General features: G+C 48.5%; 21 protein-coding genes and 1 pseudogene. 2 read left to right on the top strand and 20 right to left on the bottom strand.

From position 1 onward, the window contains the following. Positions 1–5 precede the first annotated feature (5 nt). The 5 genes from dnaG to B9Y59_RS05315 all read right to left on the bottom strand — a co-directional run bounded on the left by dnaG (position 6) and on the right by B9Y59_RS05315 (position 4,774). Entirely contained in the window at positions 6–1,802 is a 1,797-nt protein-coding gene (gene dnaG / locus B9Y59_RS05335; RefSeq protein WP_242967253.1) for a DNA primase, read from the bottom strand. Beyond that, positions 1,799–2,797, bottom strand: a complete 999-nt coding sequence (locus tag B9Y59_RS05330; protein ID WP_054323178.1) for a deoxyguanosinetriphosphate triphosphohydrolase — start codon at positions 2,795–2,797, stop codon at positions 1,799–1,801. Before B9Y59_RS05330 ends, dnaG begins: the two co-directional genes overlap by 4 nt. A gap of 149 nt (positions 2,798–2,946) precedes the next feature. Then, a complete protein-coding gene (locus B9Y59_RS05325) occupies positions 2,947–3,573 on the bottom strand; it encodes a YigZ family protein (RefSeq protein ID WP_085532217.1) in 627 nt (208 codons plus the stop codon). Between the two features lie 84 nt (positions 3,574–3,657). Then, complete coding sequence (gene rpmE / locus B9Y59_RS05320; protein WP_054323125.1) at positions 3,658–3,867, bottom strand: 50S ribosomal protein L31; 210 nt, start codon at positions 3,865–3,867, stop codon at positions 3,658–3,660. A 97-nt stretch (positions 3,868–3,964) separates the two neighbouring features. After that, positions 3,965–4,774: a M15 family metallopeptidase gene (locus B9Y59_RS05315; RefSeq protein ID WP_054323126.1), complete on the bottom strand. Its 810-nt coding sequence runs from the start codon at positions 4,772–4,774 to the stop codon at positions 3,965–3,967. Positions 4,775–4,977: 203 nt separating this feature from the next. On the opposite strand from B9Y59_RS05315, the gene pyk reads away from it, so the two are divergent. Further along, the gene (gene pyk / locus B9Y59_RS05310) at positions 4,978–6,726 is read left to right on the top strand and encodes a pyruvate kinase (protein WP_054323127.1); all 1,749 of its coding nucleotides are present in this window, start codon (positions 4,978–4,980) and stop codon (positions 6,724–6,726) included. Positions 6,727–7,000: 274 nt separating this feature from the next. Here pyk and B9Y59_RS05305 read toward each other — a convergent pair whose 3' ends face one another. The 12 genes and pseudogenes from B9Y59_RS05305 to B9Y59_RS05250 form a co-directional block, all read right to left on the bottom strand. Beyond that, entirely contained in the window at positions 7,001–7,624 is a 624-nt protein-coding gene (locus B9Y59_RS05305) for a sugar O-acetyltransferase (RefSeq protein ID WP_085532215.1), read from the bottom strand. 207 nt (positions 7,625–7,831) lie between these two features. Continuing rightward, positions 7,832–9,235 (bottom strand): oxaloacetate decarboxylase subunit alpha, encoded by a 1,404-nt coding sequence (locus B9Y59_RS05300; RefSeq protein ID WP_085532213.1) that lies wholly within the window; start codon positions 9,233–9,235, stop codon positions 7,832–7,834. Positions 9,236–9,285: 50 nt separating this feature from the next. Further along, positions 9,286–9,651, bottom strand: coding sequence for a biotin/lipoyl-containing protein (locus B9Y59_RS05295; protein WP_054323130.1), 366 nt, complete (start codon positions 9,649–9,651; stop codon positions 9,286–9,288). A gap of 53 nt (positions 9,652–9,704) precedes the next feature. Beyond that, entirely contained in the window at positions 9,705–11,060 is a 1,356-nt protein-coding gene (locus B9Y59_RS05290) for an acyl-CoA carboxylase subunit beta (protein ID WP_085532211.1), read from the bottom strand. Positions 11,061–11,233: 173 nt separating this feature from the next. Further along, on the bottom strand, positions 11,234–11,575 hold the full coding sequence (locus B9Y59_RS05285; RefSeq protein ID WP_143255243.1) for a hypothetical protein: 342 nt from the start codon (positions 11,573–11,575) through the stop codon (positions 11,234–11,236). A gap of 100 nt (positions 11,576–11,675) precedes the next feature. Beyond that, positions 11,676–12,395 (bottom strand): annotated as a pseudogene (locus B9Y59_RS05280) (pseudouridine synthase); the annotation flags it as partial. Between the two features lie 25 nt (positions 12,396–12,420). After that, positions 12,421–13,524, bottom strand: a complete 1,104-nt coding sequence (locus tag B9Y59_RS05275; protein WP_143255242.1) for a D-alanyl-D-alanine carboxypeptidase family protein — start codon at positions 13,522–13,524, stop codon at positions 12,421–12,423. 109 nt (positions 13,525–13,633) lie between these two features. Then, on the bottom strand, positions 13,634–14,059 hold the full coding sequence (gene ytfJ / locus B9Y59_RS05270) for a GerW family sporulation protein (RefSeq protein ID WP_085532205.1): 426 nt from the start codon (positions 14,057–14,059) through the stop codon (positions 13,634–13,636). Positions 14,060–14,145: 86 nt separating this feature from the next. Beyond that, positions 14,146–14,775 carry a DUF2953 domain-containing protein gene (locus B9Y59_RS05265; protein ID WP_085532203.1) on the bottom strand — a complete coding sequence of 210 codons (630 nt, stop codon included), beginning with the start codon at positions 14,773–14,775 and terminating at the stop codon, positions 14,146–14,148. 12 nt (positions 14,776–14,787) lie between these two features. Further along, complete coding sequence (gene scpB / locus B9Y59_RS05260; protein WP_054323136.1) at positions 14,788–15,342, bottom strand: SMC-Scp complex subunit ScpB; 555 nt, start codon at positions 15,340–15,342, stop codon at positions 14,788–14,790. Further along, positions 15,312–16,052 carry a segregation and condensation protein A gene (locus tag B9Y59_RS05255; RefSeq protein WP_054323137.1) on the bottom strand — a complete coding sequence of 247 codons (741 nt, stop codon included), beginning with the start codon at positions 16,050–16,052 and terminating at the stop codon, positions 15,312–15,314. Before B9Y59_RS05255 ends, scpB begins: the two co-directional genes overlap by 31 nt. A 12-nt stretch (positions 16,053–16,064) precedes the next feature. Next, positions 16,065–16,757 carry a site-2 protease family protein gene (locus B9Y59_RS05250; RefSeq protein ID WP_054323138.1) on the bottom strand — a complete coding sequence of 231 codons (693 nt, stop codon included), beginning with the start codon at positions 16,755–16,757 and terminating at the stop codon, positions 16,065–16,067. Between the two features lie 373 nt (positions 16,758–17,130). Here B9Y59_RS05250 and rpmB point away from each other — a divergent pair, with 373 nt between their 5' ends. Then, positions 17,131–17,319 carry a 50S ribosomal protein L28 gene (gene rpmB / locus B9Y59_RS05245; RefSeq protein ID WP_054323139.1) on the top strand — a complete coding sequence of 63 codons (189 nt, stop codon included), beginning with the start codon at positions 17,131–17,133 and terminating at the stop codon, positions 17,317–17,319. A 146-nt stretch (positions 17,320–17,465) separates the two neighbouring features. On the opposite strand, the gene plsY is transcribed toward rpmB, so the two are convergent. The 3 genes from plsY to B9Y59_RS05230 are packed head-to-tail and all read right to left on the bottom strand — an operon-like array spanning position 17,466 to position 20,837. After that, entirely contained in the window at positions 17,466–18,173 is a 708-nt protein-coding gene (gene plsY / locus B9Y59_RS05240) for a glycerol-3-phosphate 1-O-acyltransferase PlsY (RefSeq protein ID WP_085532201.1), read from the bottom strand. A gap of 23 nt (positions 18,174–18,196) precedes the next feature. Beyond that, positions 18,197–19,528 (bottom strand): ribosome biogenesis GTPase Der, encoded by a 1,332-nt coding sequence (gene der / locus B9Y59_RS05235; RefSeq protein WP_054323141.1) that lies wholly within the window; start codon positions 19,526–19,528, stop codon positions 18,197–18,199. After that, the gene (locus tag B9Y59_RS05230; RefSeq protein ID WP_085532199.1) at positions 19,521–20,837 is read right to left on the bottom strand and encodes a DUF512 domain-containing protein; all 1,317 of its coding nucleotides are present in this window, start codon (positions 20,835–20,837) and stop codon (positions 19,521–19,523) included. Before B9Y59_RS05230 ends, der begins: the two co-directional genes overlap by 8 nt. Between the last annotated feature and the right edge of the window lie 60 nt (positions 20,838–20,897).

The following is a 20,897-nucleotide window of genomic DNA, read 5'->3' as shown; positions in this document are numbered from 1 at the left end:
TCCCCCTATTTCTTCTTAGCCTTCAGTTCCGCCAGGTATGCTTCGATACTCTGGGTCGGAACGGCGGCCACATCCTCCACACGGAGTTTTGCATGTTCTTCTTCAATCACGTTTATATATTCCTGTGCATCCTTCCAAGTGGCGGATGCATCGTGATGTTTGGCAAAAATTCGGGCAATCGCGCCGATCTCATCGACGGAAAATTCCCCCGAAATATCTGTAAGGCTATAGTCCTTGCCATCCATAATTTTCCCCATAATCACCTGATATACGCGGCGATTAAAGGAAGTGGAAAATTTTTCAGGCGGCAAACGTCCATAAATCTCCTCTGCACGATCCGGATATTTGACAAGATACGCAAGCAACGCTTCTTCCGCACTAGCAGCCCGCAAGTTCTTTGCCTTGTCAGGATTGATGTCGTCGCCAATCCCCGCTGTCTGCTGTTGAAATGCGCGAAATTGTCTCTGCTGCTGTTGTTTTTGGCGCTTCTTGCTGTTTTTATCCACCTGCATCATAATGGCCGAACGATCGATGCCGATCTCTTCCGCCAGTTTTCCTGCATAAACTTCCTGTTCCATCCGGCTTTCCAAGGTTGCCAACAGTTCTGCCGCCCCCGTCAAATAGGCAACTCGTCCGTCCGCACTTTCCATATTGCAGGACCTTCGAATTTTCGCTAGGCGGTACTCGACATCATTTCCGCAGGCATCCAAAAGCTGTTTAAACCGGGCCGGGCCCTGTTCGCCATAGGAACGTATGTACTCATCCGGATCTTTTCCTCCTACGATGTTAAGCACTTTCACCAGCAATCCCGCATCGCGCAACATCGGAATCGCTCGAGCGGTCGCCTTTTGTCCCGCTTCATCGGCATCGTAGCAGATGACCACTTCTTTGGCATAACGGGACATCAATCGCGCCTGATCCGTTGTCAATGCAGTTCCTAGCGTGGCCACTGCATTGGAAAATCCCGCTTGGTGCAACGCAATTACATCCATATATCCCTCGGCCAAAATCAACTGTTGGCTTCCTTGGTTTTTTGCAAAGTTCAGCGCAAAGAGCGCATCGCTCTTCCGAAAAACCAGGGTATCCGAAGTATTTAAATATTTGGGTTTGGCATCGGTAAGCACCCGCCCGCCAAAGGCAATGACATTACCCCGCAGGTCGATGATCGGGTACATGACCCGGCCGGAAAAACGATCTACCGCACGGCCACTACGTCCTTTAAAAGCGACATTCGCTTGAATCATTTCCGACGGTTGGTACCCTTTCTGAGCCAAGTAGTCCACCAAAGCATAGCGGGAGGGCGGGGAATACCCCAACCCAAAGTGACGAATGGTCGCCTGCGTCAATCCACGGCCTTGAAGATAAGCAAGCCCCGGTCTCCCCTGTTCCGACATCAACATCGCGTGGTAAAACCGAGCCGTCTCACGGTTGATCTCCAGTGCCCGTGCGCGCAGTTTGGCCATCCCATCGTCTACCCGATTTTCAGGGACCTGCAAACCGGCGCGCTGTGCCAGGAATCGCACTGCTTCCATATAGTCCAAGTTTTCTATACGGCGGATAAAGGTGATAACATCCCCTCCAACGCCGCACCCAAAGCAATAAAACGAACCGTTCTCCGGGTACACATTAAAGGACGGCGTCTTTTCATTGTGGAAGGGACACAATCCCACCAAATTCCTGCCGCTGCGCCGCAGGCCGACATAGGAAGACACCACATCGCTAATATCGCTGCGCATCTTCAGTTCCTGCAGAAAAGCTTCCGGCAAGGGCATAATTGCAATTCCCCCATTTTCTTCTGTCAATAATGGCTCCAAGCCTCGGGAATATAGATATTTTGAAAGAGCCGGATCGCATAATGATCCGTCATTCCCGCTAGATAATCGCAGGCAGCTCGTTCGCAGCCTTCTTCCTCTGCTATCCGCCGCATATCATCCGGAAGATGTGCAGGATTCTTTAAATAGGTAAAAAGGATTTCAATCAGCGTTGGAACCTTTTTTTCTTCCCCTTTTGCATAAGGATTGTAATAAACCCGCTGATACATAAAAGAATTCAATTCATCAAAGGCTTCTTTACACGCTGGGTCCATACGAATCTGACCGTCTTGGCTATTGTCCACCACAGCATTGACCAAACAATTGATTCTTGCAGATTTGCTTGTTCCCAAAAGATTGGTAATCTCCTTTGGAATTTGGGATTCTTCTAACACGCCTGCGCGCTCTGCATCGTCAATATCGTGGTTGATATACGCTATGCGATCGGCATAGCGCACAATTTGCCCCTCTAATGTGGAAGCCTCCTGGCCATGTGTATGGTGCAGAATCCCGTCACGCACCTCTTTTGTAAGGTTAAGGCCCAAGCCGTTTTTTTCCAGTTTTTCCACTACACGAACACTTTGCTCATAATGGCGGAAACCCCCAGGAAAAATTTCGTTTAATGCGCGCTCTCCCGCATGTCCAAATGGCGTGTGCCCCAAGTCATGTCCCAAGGAGATTGCCTCTGTCAAATCCTCATTCAGCCGCAATGCCCGGGCGATTGTACGCGCGATCTGTGCGACCTCCAATGTATGGGTCAGGCGCGTCCGGTAGTGATCGCCTTCTGGCGACAAAAAGACCTGTGTTTTTCGTTTCAAACGGCGAAATGCTTTACAATGGATAATTCGATCCCGATCCCTCTGATAGGGAGTCCGGAGATCACATTCCTCTTCCGGTCGGTCTCTGCCCTTAGTATTGCGTGAAAGGGAGGCATAGGGTGAGAGAATCTGTTCTTCAATCTGCTGCGTTCGTTCTCTAACATTCATCATTCGGCGCACCTTCTTTCCCAAAAGATTGACCGGTTCCATGAAAGATTGCGCAGAATTCTGTTTCTTTCTTCTACAGAGCGCACACGGTTTCAAAGAACCTGTCGTTATTGATTATATATGCGGCAAAGTGCGGATTTCCTGCATCATTATTTAAAAATCTCAAAAAATTTTTTTCCTTCCTCCTGGATCTCCACGGAACCACAGGTTGCGTCCGCCAGTTTTGGCCGCATCCGATCCAAATCTATATCGCTCATATGGAAGTTTATGGTCACACGCTCGCCAAAGTCTGCATCGTCAATGATCCCTCCGCACTCCGGAATCAGCGCTTGTAAACGTCCATACTGATTATAGTCACAAGAAAGCGACGATAAGATGCATTCGCGCATCGTAACGATCCCCGCCGCTTCTAATGCAATGGACGCTCCGTGCGAATAAGCGCGTACCAAGCCGCCTGCTCCCAACAAAACACCGCCAAAATAGCGCGTGACAACAACGACTACATCGGTAACGCCGGATTTTTGCAGTACATCCAATGTCGGGATTCCTGCCGTTCCCTGCGGTTCACTGTCATCCGAATAACGTTTGATCTGTCCATCGCGCAAAGAATAGGCATAAACATTGTGGGTGGCGTCCCAGTAAATTGCCTTCATTTCATTGATAAAGGCAATTGCTTCTTCTTCTGTTTTTACAGGGGCTGCATGGCCAATAAAACGCGACCGGCGTTCGACAAATTCGTCTTCCGCCCGTTTTAAGACTGTTTTATATTCTGTCATAATGCGCCTCCGATTGGTTCAGACAAAACAGAAGGCGACGCAAAATCTCTTTGCGCCGCCCAGTTCATCAAAAAGAAACCCGAATTATTTTTTGTCCTGCATGCCATAACGCTTCTTAAACATATCAACACGACCGCTCGTATCGACCAGCTTCTGCTTACCGGTAAAGAACGGATGGCATTTGGAGCATATTTCAACGCGGATGTTTTCCTTCGTGGATCTCGTCTCAATCACGTTGCCACAAGCGCAGGTAATCGTCGTTTCTTTATACTTCGGATGGATCGCTTCCTTCATTTATGTCACCTCTTTCACCCAAACTGCAACCTAACGTTTGAATTTTAACATAGAACGACTAAAAATGCAAGTAGTTCCGGCACAATTTTTCTGTATTTCAATTTGCCGCTTGCTGTCTAACATACTGTGCATATTCTTCCAAACACATGGAATATTCCCGCATTTTGATCGCATTGTCCGTTCCGACATAACGAAAGCAAGACGGCGTATAATCGGTCCCAGTGATGCTGGTTTTATTTTCTGGATAGCGGAGTACAAAGCCATAATTTACGCTGTTCTTCATCAGCCACTGATATGCCTGTGACTGTTCAAACGGAACACCCTCCTCCGAAGCTGCAAACTCCACCAGCATCCCCGTTTGATGCTCATTGTAACCGCCACGTCCAATCGTCTTTTGCGCTTGATCCTCGGCGCGCACTTGGCTGTACCCTTCCTGTTCCATCAATTGCTGAATCTTCGCATGGTATTGTGCATCCTGGTCTTCCTTGGAAACGTAACCGCTGGCAATTTTTAGTGTGCAACCAGCATTTCTTGCATCTTCAACCATCCGCTCAAGTGCCTCCACAATTCGTTCTTCAAAAGGCACCCCTTCATATTTTTCTAATTGCACCACGAAGTCTTCAGAAAGTGGTGAATCTGCATTCACAACCACCAGATTAAATGTATTATCATATACCGGCAATTCTGTCTCCGAAGAGACTGATGGCTGTGAAGAGACTGGAACACTGCTCGAAGAGGTATCAAAAGGATGTTGAATCTCAATCCAAGCCAAAACTGCTCCGGCTGCCACAGAAATACATAGGGCAACTACCACAAATGTCATTACAATTTTGATTTTGCGCACCTGGTCCGCTTTTCTCCAGCTTGCACGCGTTTTTACAACTTTTTCTCCCTTATTTCTGCGCATCCCTTCCGCTCCTTCATTCTGGCATTTTAGTCTTTTTATACTCTATTGTAACGCCAATTCCAAATTTTTTCAATAAAACTGCGTTTCCTTGTACAGGAAATGGAAAAAGTAAAATGGGATTGCTTTCTTGACATCATATCTTGTATACTATATATTGAAAAAATTTTGAAATCCGATCTTTCAACAATAAGGATGGCGTTATTATGAGAAAAACAAAAATTATCTGTACGCTTGGCCCCGCGACGGATGATGAATCTGTTTTGCGGGAATTGATGCTCGCGGGTATGGATGTCGCTCGACTAAATTTTTCCCATCAAACCAATGCAGAGCAAAAAGTTCGTATCGACATGGTTAAAAAACTTCGTGAAGAACTGAAACTTCCCATTGCGCTTCTCCTGGATACCAAAGGCCCGGAAATCCGCACCGGAAATTTCTCTAAGTCTAAGGTCACGTTGGAAGAAGGACATACATTCACCCTGACGACACGTGACGTAGTTGGCGATGAAAACATTGTCAGCATCACATTTCCACGCCTACCACAGGAAGTTTCGCAGGGATCCAAAATTCTGATTGACGATGGTTTGATTGAACTGCGCGTAGAATCCTGTACCGACACAGACATCGTGTGCACGGTTGTCAATGGTGGCGTAGTTTCTTCCCACAAGGGAATTAATGTGCCGGGCGCCCATCTCTCCCTGCCCTTTATCAGCGATAAAGACCGGGAGGATATTGCCTTTGGTGTCGAACAAGGATTTGACTTTATCGCGGCTTCCTTTACACGTACAGCCCAAGATATTCTCGATCTGCGTGCAGAGCTTGAGAAGCACGATTGCCACAAAATCCGCATCATTGCTAAAATCGAAAACGCAGACGGTGTATCCAATATCGACGAAATTTTGCGTGTATCCGACGGCATTATGGTCGCCCGCGGCGACCTTGGTGTTGAAATCCCACTTCAGGAAATTCCGGTCATTCAGAAGGAACTTATCAAAAAAGGATACAACGCCGGTCTACAGGTGATTACCGCCACGCAGATGCTTGATTCTATGATGAAGAATCCTCGTCCCACACGTGCAGAGGCCACTGATGTCGCCAATGCAATTTATGACGGCACCAGTGCAATTATGCTCTCCGGCGAAACCGCCGCGGGTAAGTATCCGATTCAGGCGCTTAAGACGATGTCCACGATTGCTGAACGTACCGAACAGGACATTGATTATAAAAATCGGTTTAAAAAGCGCGATATCGACGAACAGCCCAATGTAACCTCGGCAATTTCCCATGCAACCGTCACAACCGCCCATGATCTTGGGGCTGTTGCCATCATGACTGTTTCTAAATCAGGAAAAACCGCCCGCATGATTTCCAAATACCGTCCCTGCTGTCCGATCATCAGTGGGACAACCGACCCGACTGTCCTTCGCCAAATGAATCTTTCTTGGGGCGTTATCCCAATTATGGTGGATGAAAAAGACAACACAGATGAGTTATTCAATCACGTGGTAGATGTAGCACGCAGTAAGGGCCTTGTCAAAAATGGCGATTTGACCGTCATCACCGCAGGTGTGCCTCTGGGTATCTCTGGAACAACAAACCTTTTGAAGGTTCAGTTGGTCGGTGACGTTCTTCTTTCCGGCATGGGTGTGACCAAGAACATTGTGTGTGGCAATCTTTGTGTCTGCAACAACGAAGAAGAAGCGCATGCCACGTTCAAAACCGGCGATATTTTGGTTATCCCACAGACCACCAATGGGGTATTGACCTTAATGAAGTCTGCTACTGGTATTATCACAGAGCAGGGTGGCTCCAATTCTCATGCAGCGATTGTCGGGCTTGCTCTGGACAAACCTGTCATTGCGGGCGCTGCACATGCTACACAGATTCTAAAAAGTGGTACAACCGTCACGCTAGATGCTTCCCGCGGTATTGTATTCAGCGGCATTACACAATAATTCTCGATTATGATGTGAAACCTCGGTGTTCCAATCATCCGATGGTTTTATCATTAAAGTTTAATAATAAGCTTCAAAACCCCCGGCATTCGTTCGAACGCCGGGGGTTTTCCAGCTTTAACTCAGTTCATTGCTCCATGATATAAAATTCTCTCTGTTACCGTACATTTTCGTTTTCTACCCGTTCCGTCCTACAGGACATACATCCTGTATTTGAACGTGGAAAAGAAGGCATTCAAACCGTACAGGGCTCCTATTAAGATTATTTCTCCTCTCAATCGAGTGGATAGAGCGCAGAATCTGATTTTTCATTGATCCGTCGGAGAACACGGCATGGATTTCCCACAGCAACACTATTTTCTGGTATATCCTTGGTGACGACGCTTCCCGCTCCAATGACGCTTCCCTTTCCAATATGCACGCCTGGCAGAAGAATGGCGCCTCCGCCGATCCAACAGCCATCTCCAATGGCAACGGGAAGTGCATAGGTCCGGCAAAAATATTCCCCACTTTCCGGAGACCAATTAGGCGTCAATCGCTCTGCCAACTCTACCGGATGGGTTGCTGTATAAATTTGTACATTGGAGGCAATCAGAACATTATCGCCTACCACAATACAGTTGCAATCCACAAAGGTACAGTTCATATTGATGGACACGTTATTCCCCAAATAAATATTACGCCCATAGTCACATGTGAACGATGTTCCAATGGACACGTTTGTTCCTAAACCACCCAACATCTCTTCCAATATTTTTCTCTTTTGTTCCTTTTCATCATATGGCAACGCATTATATGCGGCAAGTAAACTCCGCGCTTTACGTTTAAACTCTAAAAAAATTGGGTCATGACAATTATACCATTCGCCCGCCATACATTTTTCCAGCTCATTTTTCATCTATCGTACGCCCTCCTCCCTCTGTCGCCGAGAACTTCCCATTCAAAAGTTCCCTATTAAACCACTCCAAACGCCCATATAACATCCTATGTTCCAGGCATATCGCTTTATATGATACAATAACACATCTGGTAAAAGATTTAAGAAAATGCCCCTGAGCAAGCAGATAACAATCTGTTGCCCTGGGGCATTTTTACTCATATAAACTTATACAGGATGTACCTGCTTCTCCGCATTCGAAAGCGAACTATTGATACCGTATTCTGCATCTCTACGCTTCTTGAAGAAATCCAATGCCACCTTCGGGAACTGTGCATAGGAGAGCACATCCTCTTCCTGCTCGGACCATTCAGCAACCTCTGCGCGGAGTTTTTCAAGCTCCGGCTCTAACAAGTCGGCCGGGCGGCAAGTGATCGGCGTTTCATCGCCAATAATCTTCTTACGGAACTCCGGATCGATCGCAACCGGTGTGGTACCATACTTACCAGCGACAAGATCCTTGAATTCTTTCGTGCACATCTTGTAACGCTCTCCAGTAATCACATTGTACACAGCCTGTGTACCAACGATCTGAGAGGTCGGTGTGACCAACGGCGGGTAACCGGAATCCTTACGCACACGCGGCACTTCTTTGAGCACATCCTCGAGTTTGTCGGCCTTTCCCGCCTGCTTCAACTGAGACAGCAGATTGGAAAGCATTCCACCTGGAACCTGATATACCAGAGCCTTAGTATTGGTAGCCAGCATGGAGGGGTCCAGAAGGCCGCTCTTGATGTACTTAGCACGCAACGGCATAAAATATTCACGGATCTCGTTCAACAGTTTGAGATCTAAGCCTGTATCATACTTGGTGCCCTGCAAAGCTGCAACCATAGACTCTGTCGGCGCATGGGACGTGCCCAGTGCCAACGGGGACATCGCTGTATCGATCATATCGACGCCCGCTTCGATTCCCTTCATCAAGCACATGGAAGCTAAGCCGGAAGTATAATGTGTATGCAGCTGAATCGGAATCTTAACAGCGCCCTTCAAAGCCTTGACCAAATCATAGGTCTCATACGGCGTGAGAAGCGCCGCCATATCTTTAATGCAGATCGAATCCGCACCCGCATTTTCGATCCGCTTCGCATACTTCACATAGTAATCGGTCGTAAAGACCGGACCTGTCGTATAAGAAATTGCAACCTGTGCGTGGCCGCCCTCTTTCTTTGCTGCCTTGATCGCAGTCTGCAAATTCTTAATATCATTTAGAGCGTCAAAAATACGGATGATGTCAATACCATTCGCAATGGAACGCTGTACCAAGTATTCCACAACATCGTCTGCATAATGACGATAGCCCAACATATTCTGGCCACGGAACAACATCTGCAGCTTTGTATTCGGGCAATGCTTACGGATTGTGCGCAGTCTCTCCCACGGATCTTCGTTCAGAAACCGAAGGCAAGCATCATACGTAGCGCCGCCCCAACACTCCAAGGAATGAAAACCAACCTGATCCAGCTTTTCCAAAATCGGCAGCATATCGCCGATCGGCATTCTGGTTGCAATCAGGGACTGATGCGCGTCACGCAACACAACTTCGGTAATTCCAATTTTTTTATTAGCCATAGTTTGATACGTCCCTCCTAAAATATGATTCCGGATCTGTGTAAAAACTCTTACTGGAGGGAAACGAGCGCCGTACCGGACTCAACGCTGTCGCCTTTATTGACATGAACAGCTGCAACTGTCGCGTCATGGGGCGCCATGATCTCATTTTCCATCTTCATAGCTTCCAAAACAACCAACACGTCGCCCTTCTTGACTGCCTGGCCAGCCTTTACATTGATCGACATAATGGTACCTGGCATCGGAGAGGAAACCACCTCAGCGCCAGCCGCCGGTGCAGCCGCCTTCGGAGCCGGAGCAGCTTTTGGAGCTGGAGCCGGAGCAGCCGCCGGTGCTGCAGGAGCAGCGCCGCCGCTGACTTCTTCTACCTGCACATCATAAGGAGTGCCGTTTACTGTAATTTTGAGCGTTTTCATATCGTAATCCTCCTGACAGTAATGACAAAATTTAAATCATAACAAACAGACGCTTAAATCTGAATATTGGAGTGTTTCTTCGGCAACCTGGACACACGCTTGCCATCCAACATCTCGAGGTTGGCGATGACTCTTGCGCGCGTCTCCGCAGGATTGATAATATCCTCAATAAAGCCCTCGGCCGCAGCTGCAAACGGGGTTGCCTCCGTCGCTTTATACTCCTCAATCAGTTTATTGCGGGCGTCTTTCGTATTGCCGGACTTCTTTAAGCGGTCGCTCCACAGGAACATTGCCGCTGTCTGCGGCGCCAACGGACAAACCACTGCATTCGCCCAAGCCATTGTATAGTCGGCATTTGCGCCACGGCCGGCAACTGCAATATATACCGGGCCATATGCTTCCCCTGTAATGACCGTGATCTTGGCGGTTGTTGCCTCCGAATAGGCATTGCTCAACTTTGCAGCCTCACGCACAGAAGTGAATTCCTTGGCATCTACCAATGTAACCACAGGAATCGAGAAAGCATCGCAGAAGCGTACAAACCGCGCTGCCTTAGAGCAGGAGTCTGCATCCAAAACGCCGTTTAATGCAGCAATTCCTACGGTAGAGCCATCTATCTGCGCCAAACCGGTCACTGCAGAAGCGCCAAAAGCGGAGTTCAACTCAACAAAGCTGCCTTTGTCCGAAATGGCTTCCACAACCTTTTTGGCATCCGCACCTGCGGCAAGGGATGCTTCCGCGCTGTCGGAGGATTCAAACACCGGTGCGCCAGCCAGATTGTTGGAGGGAAGAACCGCCAGCAACTTGCGAACCTGCTCCATTGCCTCTTTGTCGTCCTTCGCTACCACATGGCAGATTCCCAGCTTTGCAGCGTCGTCTGCAGCGCCGTCTTTACCGGTAGTGTCAATGGTCAACTGTGCTTTTTCCGTCATCACAACGATGTCTGCGCTCGCAGCAATCATCGCGGAGGTACCCAGGCATGGTCCGAGCACAAGGGAGATCTGCGGCACAACACCGGAGAGGTTGTTGTTTCCCAAAAGGATTTCGCCGTAAGCGGCCAGCATATCCGCTCCCTGGTTCAGGCGGCCTCCGATGGAATCATAAATTCCTACAACCGGCGAACCGGTTTTGACTGCTAAATCATAGATCTTCTTGATCTTCGCCGCCTGTGCCTTGGACATTGCGCCGCCGTCTACGTCGCTGTTCTGGACAAAGGCATATACCGGACAGCCGTCCACTTCACCGTAGCCCGCTACAACTTCCGCAGAACCGTCGCCCGACTTTGCAAAACTGTCGACCTCATTGAAGGTGCCTTCGTCAAACAAGGCGGTGATGCGCTGGAACCCCTTCGTCTTTGCCGCAGCCTCGCGGGAAGCCTGCAGCCGTTCCGCACTGTTTCCTGTGCTCATGATGATAATTCCTCCATTCTATCGGTTGGGTGCTACTCTGCTTGTCCACCGAATCGGTGAATAAACAGTTGAAAAATACAATGAAAAGTTATCGCAATAAATAGATTATCACAATTGTTTTCATTATAATATATTCCAAAAGTCTTGACAAGAGTTTCTTCGGGAATTCATCCTCAATCTTTACAGATTTTCACAATCTTTGACAAGTCACAAACAAACTTTTTTCCTTCAGGAAGAAAACCGACTCCCTTCAAAAGCATCCCCAGACCCGGAATCTCTGTTTCTATGCGATAGGCCCCTTTATTAGCTCCATAGGATGCAGCGGCCCGCATCAAGCTGTCTGAACAAACGCGGGCGTTCAGATCCGGCTGTTCCAAATTCGAGCCGAATACTTCCATTTTACGCATCCGCAGAACGGAATCCTTCATATCCACCGCTACATAACCCAGCTCATCTATCGGATCGCCCATTACCAAAACGGCGGCGTTGTCCCCTCTGTCCGGCAGATCTTCCAACACTGCCTCCACCCGTTTGGAATCTTGTAGTGGAAGAATAGTAATCATGTTTTGCTTCCCCTTTCCGGTTTATTTGAGTTTGCTGGACATGCTTGTCCGACTTCGCTCCAGCCATTAAACGCTTCACTTCTTCTCCAGTGAGCTCCCGCCATTTTCCCGGCTGAAGCATCCCCAGGCGTACGGGGCCGATGGCGATCCGCTTTAAACGCGCAACTTCAAGGCCCAGTGCCTCACACATTTTTCGAATCTCACGATTGCGCCCCTCGTGCAGCACCATCTCCAGCACGACTCGTCCCGGTTCCTGGGACAACACGCGTACATCGGCGGGCGCCGTCTTTCTTCCCTCGATCTCAATTCCCACTGCCATCTGAGTGAGTTGATCCTCCGTAATGGAAGGACGTACTGTCACCCGATATGTTTTGGGCACATGCTTAGAAGGATGCATCATCGCATTGGCGAATGCACCGTCGTTTGTCATTAGAAGGAGCCCCTCGGAATCCCGATCCAGCCGGCCCACCGGATAAATTCGTTCAGGGATCTCCCGAACCAGCTCTGCCACACATTTCCGGTCCATCTCATCGTTCATAGTTGTGATAAAACCGCGTGGCTTGTGAAGCATAATGTATACGTCCTGTGCACGGGATTCCACCGGTTTCCCCTTTACTGTGACCTTGTCTTTCTTCGGGTCCACCTTATCCCCGACCTTTGCAATGCTTCCGTTGACGCGCACCTCGCCGGCTGCAATCATTTCCTCCGCCTTACGGCGAGAAGCAATGCCGCAGTCGGCGAGCATTTTCTGTAATCTTATTTCTTTAGCCATCCATTCAACATCCTTTTGTTATTTCTCAATCCATCTGAAACAGACTCCGTATGGACTCCCATACCTGCTCCCAGAAAGGTTTCTCCTGGGGAGGCTGTTCCGCACACGCTTGCGCAAGTAGCGCCGTCTCTGCAATCGTTTGGCCGTCCAATACATAACGTACCCGTCCAACCGCTTGCTGTTCCATCACGGGTGCATATACAAAGCGCGGTAACTCTACAAGACGCTCAACGCGTGCCGCTGCCCCCCGCGGAATCACGACCGTTTCTCCCCTGGTCCCTTGTACCTGCACAGTGGAAGTCAACCCGCCGGTGACCGGCAAGGCGACACAGTAACCACTGTCGTCCACCGGAAAGGATTCCAACTGAGTGAATCCATAATCCATCAGAGCAATATGATCGTTCCAATCATCCGGAGCGTTCAAAGTTACTGCGATCAGGCGCACCCCATCGCGTTCCGCCGCTGAAACCAGACAACGGCCCGATTTCTTTGTAAACCCTGTTTTTACACCAATACAGCCCTCATACATGCTCAACAGCTTATTATGATTGGTATACCGCCGGGTCTGCTCCGGCGAGACAAAGGAAATGTTCATCGCCTTTTGCCCCACGATGGCCGCGAAATCGGGATTTTTCATTGCCGCAGCAGCCAATGTTGCCATATCGCGCGCGGTGGAATAATGCGCTTCATCGTCCAACCCCGAAGGCGTAACAAAATGCGTATGTTCCATGCCCAGCTCTTGGGCACGCAGATTCATTTTCTCTGCAAAAGCTTCCGTCGAACCAGCCACCGCAATTGCCACTGAATTTGCTGCATCATTTCCGGAGACAATCAACATCCCAGCCGCCAGGCTTTTCAGCGTCAGGCGATCCCCAGGCTGCAACCCCATGGAAGACCCCTCCACTCGCACCATCGGTTCGGTGATCGTGACCACTGGGTCATTTGTTGCAGCTGTCTCCAAAGCGATTAAGGCTGTCATAATCTTAGTTGTGCTAGCCATCGAACGCTGTTCGTCCGCATTTTTCTCATAGAGCACCTGCCCGCTGTCTGCATGGATAAGAATTGCCGCCTGAGCTGATACCTGAGGTTCCCCTACTGCATATGCAACCGGCGCAACGCGGACAGACATCCAAAAAATGAAAGCACCTGCCAAGAGAAAACAAATTGATTTTTTACACAAAGCAACCACCTGCCCATAAAAGGTATATGCAGGCGGCTGCTCATTTTAGTATTCGATTTTATTCTGCCGGGGATTCTGCGGAAGTTTCCGATTTTTTCGCTTTCTTTTCCTCACTCTTTTTGCTGACAAGGCCGCTGATCTTGTCCACAACGTCCGGCACCATACCGACAATCCGGTCAGCCGAGCTGTTGTACGGATCGATCTGTAAAAGTTTCACATTCCCATTGGAAATCGTCAGAAATGCGATCGGATTTATGGAGATTCCTGCGCCGGTACCACCTCCAAAAAACTCCTTGGTACTTTGCACTTTAGAAGGGAAATCCGAACCTCCGGATGCAAAGCCATAAGAGATCTTGGAAATGGGGATGATGATGGTGCCGTCCGGGGCTGTAATCGGATCTCCAACAATGGAATTGACATCCACCATCTGCTTAATTTTTTCCAAGGTGGTATTCATCATACCTTCGATCGGATGGTCGCTCATGTTTGATACACCGCCTTTTTCAATATGGTTATAATCCTTGTATTTCTATGGCACACGGCGTTTATTCTGCACGGGTAACTCCAGCTTTATGACGCGCGCTGTGCCGCTTGTCCACTATCCTTTTGAATCTGGATAAAATGCCAAAAAGCGCTTAAACTGCTTGTGATTAAAAAGAGAAGCCGGATACGCGCCTGAAATTCCAGAACAGCACGACTCTCTTTCCGATCAAAATCCGGTGTGATTTGCACATGGTAACGTTTACAGACACTGTTTTGCAAGAAAACGCTCAACGCCGTACAGACTACACCACATACATAGCCATAATGCAGGGCAGCCTGCGCGGCATCCTCGTCTGCCACCACAATTTCTAAATGCAGGCGCGTCACGACTAGATGTGAAAAAAGCTTGCGAGCCACTCCCACCGCTACTTCGCCAACTTGACGGAGGAGTTCCAACAAACCTGAAACACCCTTCTGTTCCAGTATTTCCTGAAATTTTGATTTCTTGTGTTCCTGTGGCTCCTTTTTCTTCGATTCTGGTTGTTTCTGTTTAGCTTTTTTCGGCTTTTTTTTCTGTGGCGCCACTTGATAAGTAAAGCACAAATAGCGCACCTTGATCTCCAGCTTCTCCCGAAAGTCCGCCGTAACCGCCACCGGACAGATCATAAGAAAAAGCAGCCCCAATAAGATTCCAAGGCTAATCCACAAAGCCGTCATAGACGCGCCCCCTTAGCTTTCATCTTCCCCCTCACGCTCCTTCTCAGACTCCTCCTTCTTATGTGGCAAGGGTGGGAGTTCGTTGAGGGAAGAGATATTGAGGCACCGCAAAAAGTCAGACGTCGTCCCATAGAGCAAAGGCCGTCCTGGTAACTCCAACCTCCCGCGTTCCTCAATCAGCCCTTTTGCTGTTAAACTTCCCAACACGCCAGAGCAGTCCACACCCCGGATCTGCTCCACAAACGCCTTTGTCACCGGCTGATTATAGGCGACAATCGCCAATACCTCCATCGCGGCCTGTGAAAGCGGTGTATTTCTATGAAGATCCAGCGCTTGACGAATCTCCTCCGCATAGATGGGATTGCTACACATCTGGTAAGAATCCTCCAATTTCACAATGCGGACCCCGCCATCCTCCTTATTAAAATCATCCATCACACTTTGCAAGAGCTTGGCTGCGGTCGCCCGGTCCAAAGAAAGCACCTGGGCCACGCGGTCCGTCGAAACCGAATCCCCGCTGGCAAAGAGGATTGCCTCTATTGCTCCTCGGATCTTTTTGATTTCCAATGCCGTTCACCGCCATCCATCAAATTTACTGTAGCCGCTTCGCCTTCTCCTTCAATACGCACGCGTTTCCCCTTGACAAGTTCCAGTACCGCCAAAAAGGTTGCCACCAGATCGGACTTTTCCCGCTTTTCAACAAACAAGCTCTCGTACGCAATGGATTTCACTTTCCACAATCTTCGAAGTACGTAGACAATCTGTGAAGTAACGGACACAATCCGGTGGGTAACAATTCCAGAAAACGACTGTGGCGAAGGCGGCAACACCCGCTTTCCCCGCCCTGCCGCACTCAAGTAAGCTGCCAATATCTCCCGGGGATCATGATGCCGTTTATAGCTCTTATCCGGTTCCACTTCAGCTGGTTCTCGCACATAAATATTATAATTAAACCGCTCTGTCAATTGTGCCGCCACTTGCTTACACTCCTGATATTCAAGCAACTGACCGGTCAACTCTTGCCGGAGTGCCTCCATCTCCTCATGTTTTGGAAGAAGTGAAACCGTTTTCATGTATACCAAGCGGGCCGCCATCTCCAAAAACTCACTGGCAATGTCCATATCAGCTTCCTGCATGGCATTGATCTGCTCCATATATTGATCTAAAAGCTCTGAAATCTGAATATCGCAAATATCGAGCTTATTCTTGGTAATCAGATAGAGCAGGAGATCCAAGGGCCCCTCAAACGTCTCCAACTTATAGGATAGCTTTTCCATGGCTCCCCCGTATTATAACAACCCCAAAAGCTGATAGGGAAGTTCTGCCAACCACATAACTCCATTGTAACAGATATTTTGTAGGAATCCGATGGGCCCATCCAACAACCCCGTAAAAAGGACCAGCATCAGAATCATCATAATCATATTTTGATACCGGTAATAACTGTAAAGCGCCCGATCCGAGAGAAATGCACCCACAATCCGTGATCCATCGAGCGGGGGAATGGGCAACAGATTGAACACCGCCAACCCAACGTTGATGATAATATAATACTGAAAGAAAACCCATACAAAAGTCGGTGCACCAAAATTGGTCGCCAGCAAGACACCGATATAAATCAAAGCGCCAATCAAGGAAGCCAGCAAATTGGATATTGGACCTGCCAACGCTGTGATCGCCATTCCACGTTTGGGATTCTTAAAATTATTTGGATTCACTGGAACAGGCTTTGCCCAACCAAAACCAAAAAGCAACAGGAACAACGCGCCCATGGGGTCAACACTCGCAATCGGGTTAAACGTCAAACGCCCCTGATATTTTGCTGTATTGTCGCCAAGCTTATAAGCCACCCATCCATGGGCAAATTCGTGCAGAGGTAAAATACAGAAGATGACGAACAATACCGCCACAATCTGCATTAAGATGCTCATAAAGTCAACGGAACCTCCGCTGAACAACGAGCGAATGACACTAAACAGCATAAAAACACGCTCCCTTTTTCCATTGTAGCTCCGCCCAGCGGAAAACCAACATTCAAACCGTGATTTCCAGTTTCATCGCCAAACAACGATGCATCTAATAAAACCCTGTGATTCCCTCCGCAGGGTCCCTACCCTTCTCTGTGCGGAAAAGTATTGGTTTAAAAAGGACCTACCCGCAGGCATCACATTTTTGTCGTTTCATTATAATACGTTTGGCCGCAAAATACAAGATATGGGTGGTTGACACGCAATTTTGTGGAAATGTTTGCCGTTTTGCGAAATATTCTTGCGAAAAAGCTTGCAATTGCCAGAGGAATCTGCTAGAATACTACTGTTACAAATTTGATGAGCCCGTTAAAGGAGGTGCAGACTCATGGCAAAATGTGATGTTTGTGGCAAGGATATTGCTTTCGGTATCAAGGTTTCTCATTCTCACAGACGTGCGAACAGAACTTGGAAGCCCAACATTCGTCGTGTGAAGGCGATTGTAAATGGCAGCCCCAAGCGTATTTACGCCTGCACCCGTTGCTTGCGTTCCGGCAAGGTTACCCGTGCCGTCTAAACTGAACAAAGAAGCTTAAAGGAGTCCAGAGGTGGACTCCTTTTTTCGTTTTCTATCAGTTGCATAGAGAGGCCGTGGAAACATCGTTCGGATGTTTCCACGGCCTCTTTGATTCTTCATTTTGTTATGTAGAGATTGCAAAGCCGTCAATGCTTTTTCACACTGAGCTTCTTTTCTGTACCTGCACGCAAACGTGCAATGTTTTCATGATGCTTCCATACCAGCAGCCCTCCCAAGAAGAATGCTGCTACCATGCTCAAAGCACAGTACGTCGGGCTGCCAATCTGAAACATGCGGAGGTCTACAAGATAGTTGAATAGAAACGTACAGATCGGGAACGCAATTCCTGCACTGATAGAACCTGCTGAGACGATTCTTGTCAACAACACCACCAAAATAAACACAACAATTACAAACACAAAACTACGCCAATCGATCAGCAGAATAATCGCCCAGCTGGTTAAAACACCCTTTCCTCCCTTAAATCCAAAGAACACTGGAAAATCATGTCCCAACACGCAAAAAATTCCTGCCAAGTAGGCGCCATACTGTACAAACTCCCATGTGGACACTCCCGCTAATGGATATGCTGCGGCAAAATATTGAAAGAGCAACTTTCCAATAAAGACCGCCAACACACCTTTGACAAAGTCAAAGACAAAGGTACATGCCGCGGCCTTCGCCCCTACTGACCGAAGAACATTGGTTGTGCCAGCATTTCCGCTTCCCATCTTTCGAATATCCTGATGGCTGAACAGTTTGGTAAAAATGATGGAAGAGCTGACACTACCCAGCAAATAGGCAATCACCATTGTCAAAAGTGCCGGCAAAACAGCGCTCATGAAAAGATTCATGGATCGTCCCTCCTACAAAATCGTTAAACAGATGATTTATCGCCGCGCTCGCGGACAATGAAGCGCACCGGAGTGCCCTCCAAACCAAACGTTTCACGGATTCGGTTTTCCAAATATCTCTGATAGGAGAAATGGAACAACTCCGCCGAGTTCACAAAACATACAAATGTCGGCGGCTTTGTAGAAGCCTGAGTCATATAATAGATCTTTAATCGTTTGCCCTTATCTGTAGGAGGCTGTACGCGTGCCGTAGCTTGTGCTAACACGTCATTGAGCATCCCCGTCGCTATCCGCATAGCATTGGAATTGGCTACATGTTTAATTAGCTCGAATAGACGATCGATGCGCTGCCCCGTCTTTGCCGATAAAAACAGAAACGGCGCGTAAGACATAAAGGAGAAATCTTCCTCTAACTTTTTGCGGTAAGCCGTCATAGTGTTGCCGTCCTTCTCCACTGCATCCCACTTATTGACGGCAATGACGCATCCCTTTCCAGCCTCGTGAGCCAATCCTGCGACCTTTGAATCCTGATCGGTGAATCCTACCGTTGCATCAATCATAATCACACAGACGTCTGCGCGTTCAATCGCCATCTGTGCACGAATCACACTGTATTTTTCAATGGAATCATCCACCTTATTGCGGCGGCGTAGCCCTGCTGTATCGATCAGAATAAAATGCCCATAAGCATTTTCCACTTCAGTATCAATGGCGTCGCGCGTTGTCCCAGCGATGTCGGAAACAATACAGCGATTTTCCCCGGAAATCCGATTCACAAGAGAACTTTTTCCCACATTTGGCTTCCCGATGATCGCCACACGGATCAGTTCGCCTTCCTCTTCTCTTCCATCCTCTTCTGGAAGATACTCGATCACACGATCCAACAGATCTCCGGTCCCGTGCCCATGTACCGAAGAAACTTGCACGGGGTCCCCCAGACCAAGATTGTAAAACTCATAAAAATCGGCCGGAGGCTCTCCAACCGAATCACACTTGTTGACGCAAAGGACCACCGGACGGCCGCTTTTGAGGAGCATCGCTGCGATGTCGGCATCCGTCGCCACCAAGCCGGAACGAATGTCCGTCACCAAAACGATCACATCGGCCGCATCAATGGCCAACTGCGCCTGTGCGCGCATCTGAGACAGGATTACGTCATTCGCACTCGGCTCAATTCCTCCGGTATCCACCAGAGAAAATTTACGCCCTTCCCACTCGCAGTCTCCATAAATTCGGTCGCGTGTAACTCCCGGCGTATCATCCACAATCGACAAACGCTGACCAATCAACTTATTAAACAAGGTCGATTTACCGACATTGGGCCTGCCGACAATCGCCACAACTGGCTTAGCCATTTTCTTCCCTCCCTGTCACCGCATCCAACAGCGCATAACCGTCGTTTGGTACGGTGATGATTTGAATCTGTAACGCCTCCGACAGCTCTTCTAAAGAAACATCGTCTAAAAAAATGTCCCCTTCTCTGCGGAGCATCACATCGGGCAACAGCAGTGCGTCGCCCAGGTTCCGGCCTTGAAGCTGCTTGAGGAGGTCTCCGCCTGTCACAAGACCTGCTACGGTAATAGTATCCCCAAAAAAGTGATTTACAATGGGTACCACATCGCATGTTAAATTATGACATCTTTGCCGCAGTTCGTCAAGCAATGTATCCAAGAAAGGATGCGCTGCCACACCGGTAGCCAAAGTGACCTTTCGGGGATTTTCTAGCGGAACAAAATCCTCTAGCGCATCTAAAAATTCCTGCCGTAAACTCGCCATCAACCCCACGCCATTTTCCAACTGGTCGAAGTCCCCGTAGAAGGGTGCAGCTGGAATCGGCAATTGCGCTTTTAGATAAAACTCATCTGCGGCATAACAGATACGTTGGCCATATTCCTTTTCGCAGTGATCTCCCCAGCGCTCCAATTGCCGTACAACCGCCAGAGCTGTCTCCGGATCGTATCCGATTAAGGGATACAACCCTTGACGGTGTTTGGTGAGCCCTATTGGAACAACCGCCACACTTTGGACCGACGGCCATAAACCCGTCAAATCCCGCAACGTGCGTTCCAGTTCTTCCCCATCGTTGATGTCCCGGCACAGCACAATCTGACAGTTCAGCTTAATTCCCGCCTTTGCAAAACGGTACAGAATGTCTAAGGACTTTCCTGCAAAGCGGTTTCCCATCATTTTGACGCGCAACTCTGGGTTGGTTGTATGTACAGAGATATTGATCGGGCTGATATGCATCTTGATAATGCGGTCTACCTCACGTTCCTTCAAATTCGTCAACGTTACATAGTTTCCAAACAAGAACGACAGACGCGAATCATCATCCTTGAAGTAAAGGCTTTTTCGCATCCCTTTGGGCAACTGGTCGATAAAGCAGAAAATACATCGGTTGGTACAAGAATGCTGCTGGTCCATCAAATATGTTTCAAATTCCAACCCGATGGATTCATATTGTCCTTTTCGGATTTGAATGGTCCGTTCTTCCCCAATCTCATTCTGCAAAACAATCGACAAATGCCGGTCCGTCTCATAAAACCGATAATCCAAAATATCACATATCTCATTGCCATTGATAGAGACAAGGGTTTCCCCCGGCTGAATCCCAGCATGCCGGGCAGGGCTGTTTGCCTCCACCGCCAGAATTTTTACAGGCATGTTCTCCCCCCTGTTCAGAGCAAAAAAATAGAGAAGGATTTCTCCTTCTCTATCCTTCGG

Source organism: Anaeromassilibacillus sp. Marseille-P3371, from assembly GCF_900169665.1.
Taxonomy (GTDB): Bacteria; Bacillota; Clostridia; order Oscillospirales; family Acutalibacteraceae; genus Anaeromassilibacillus.
Note: the sequence above shows the minus strand (reverse complement) of the source record. Positions and strands in the feature narration are given on the sequence as shown.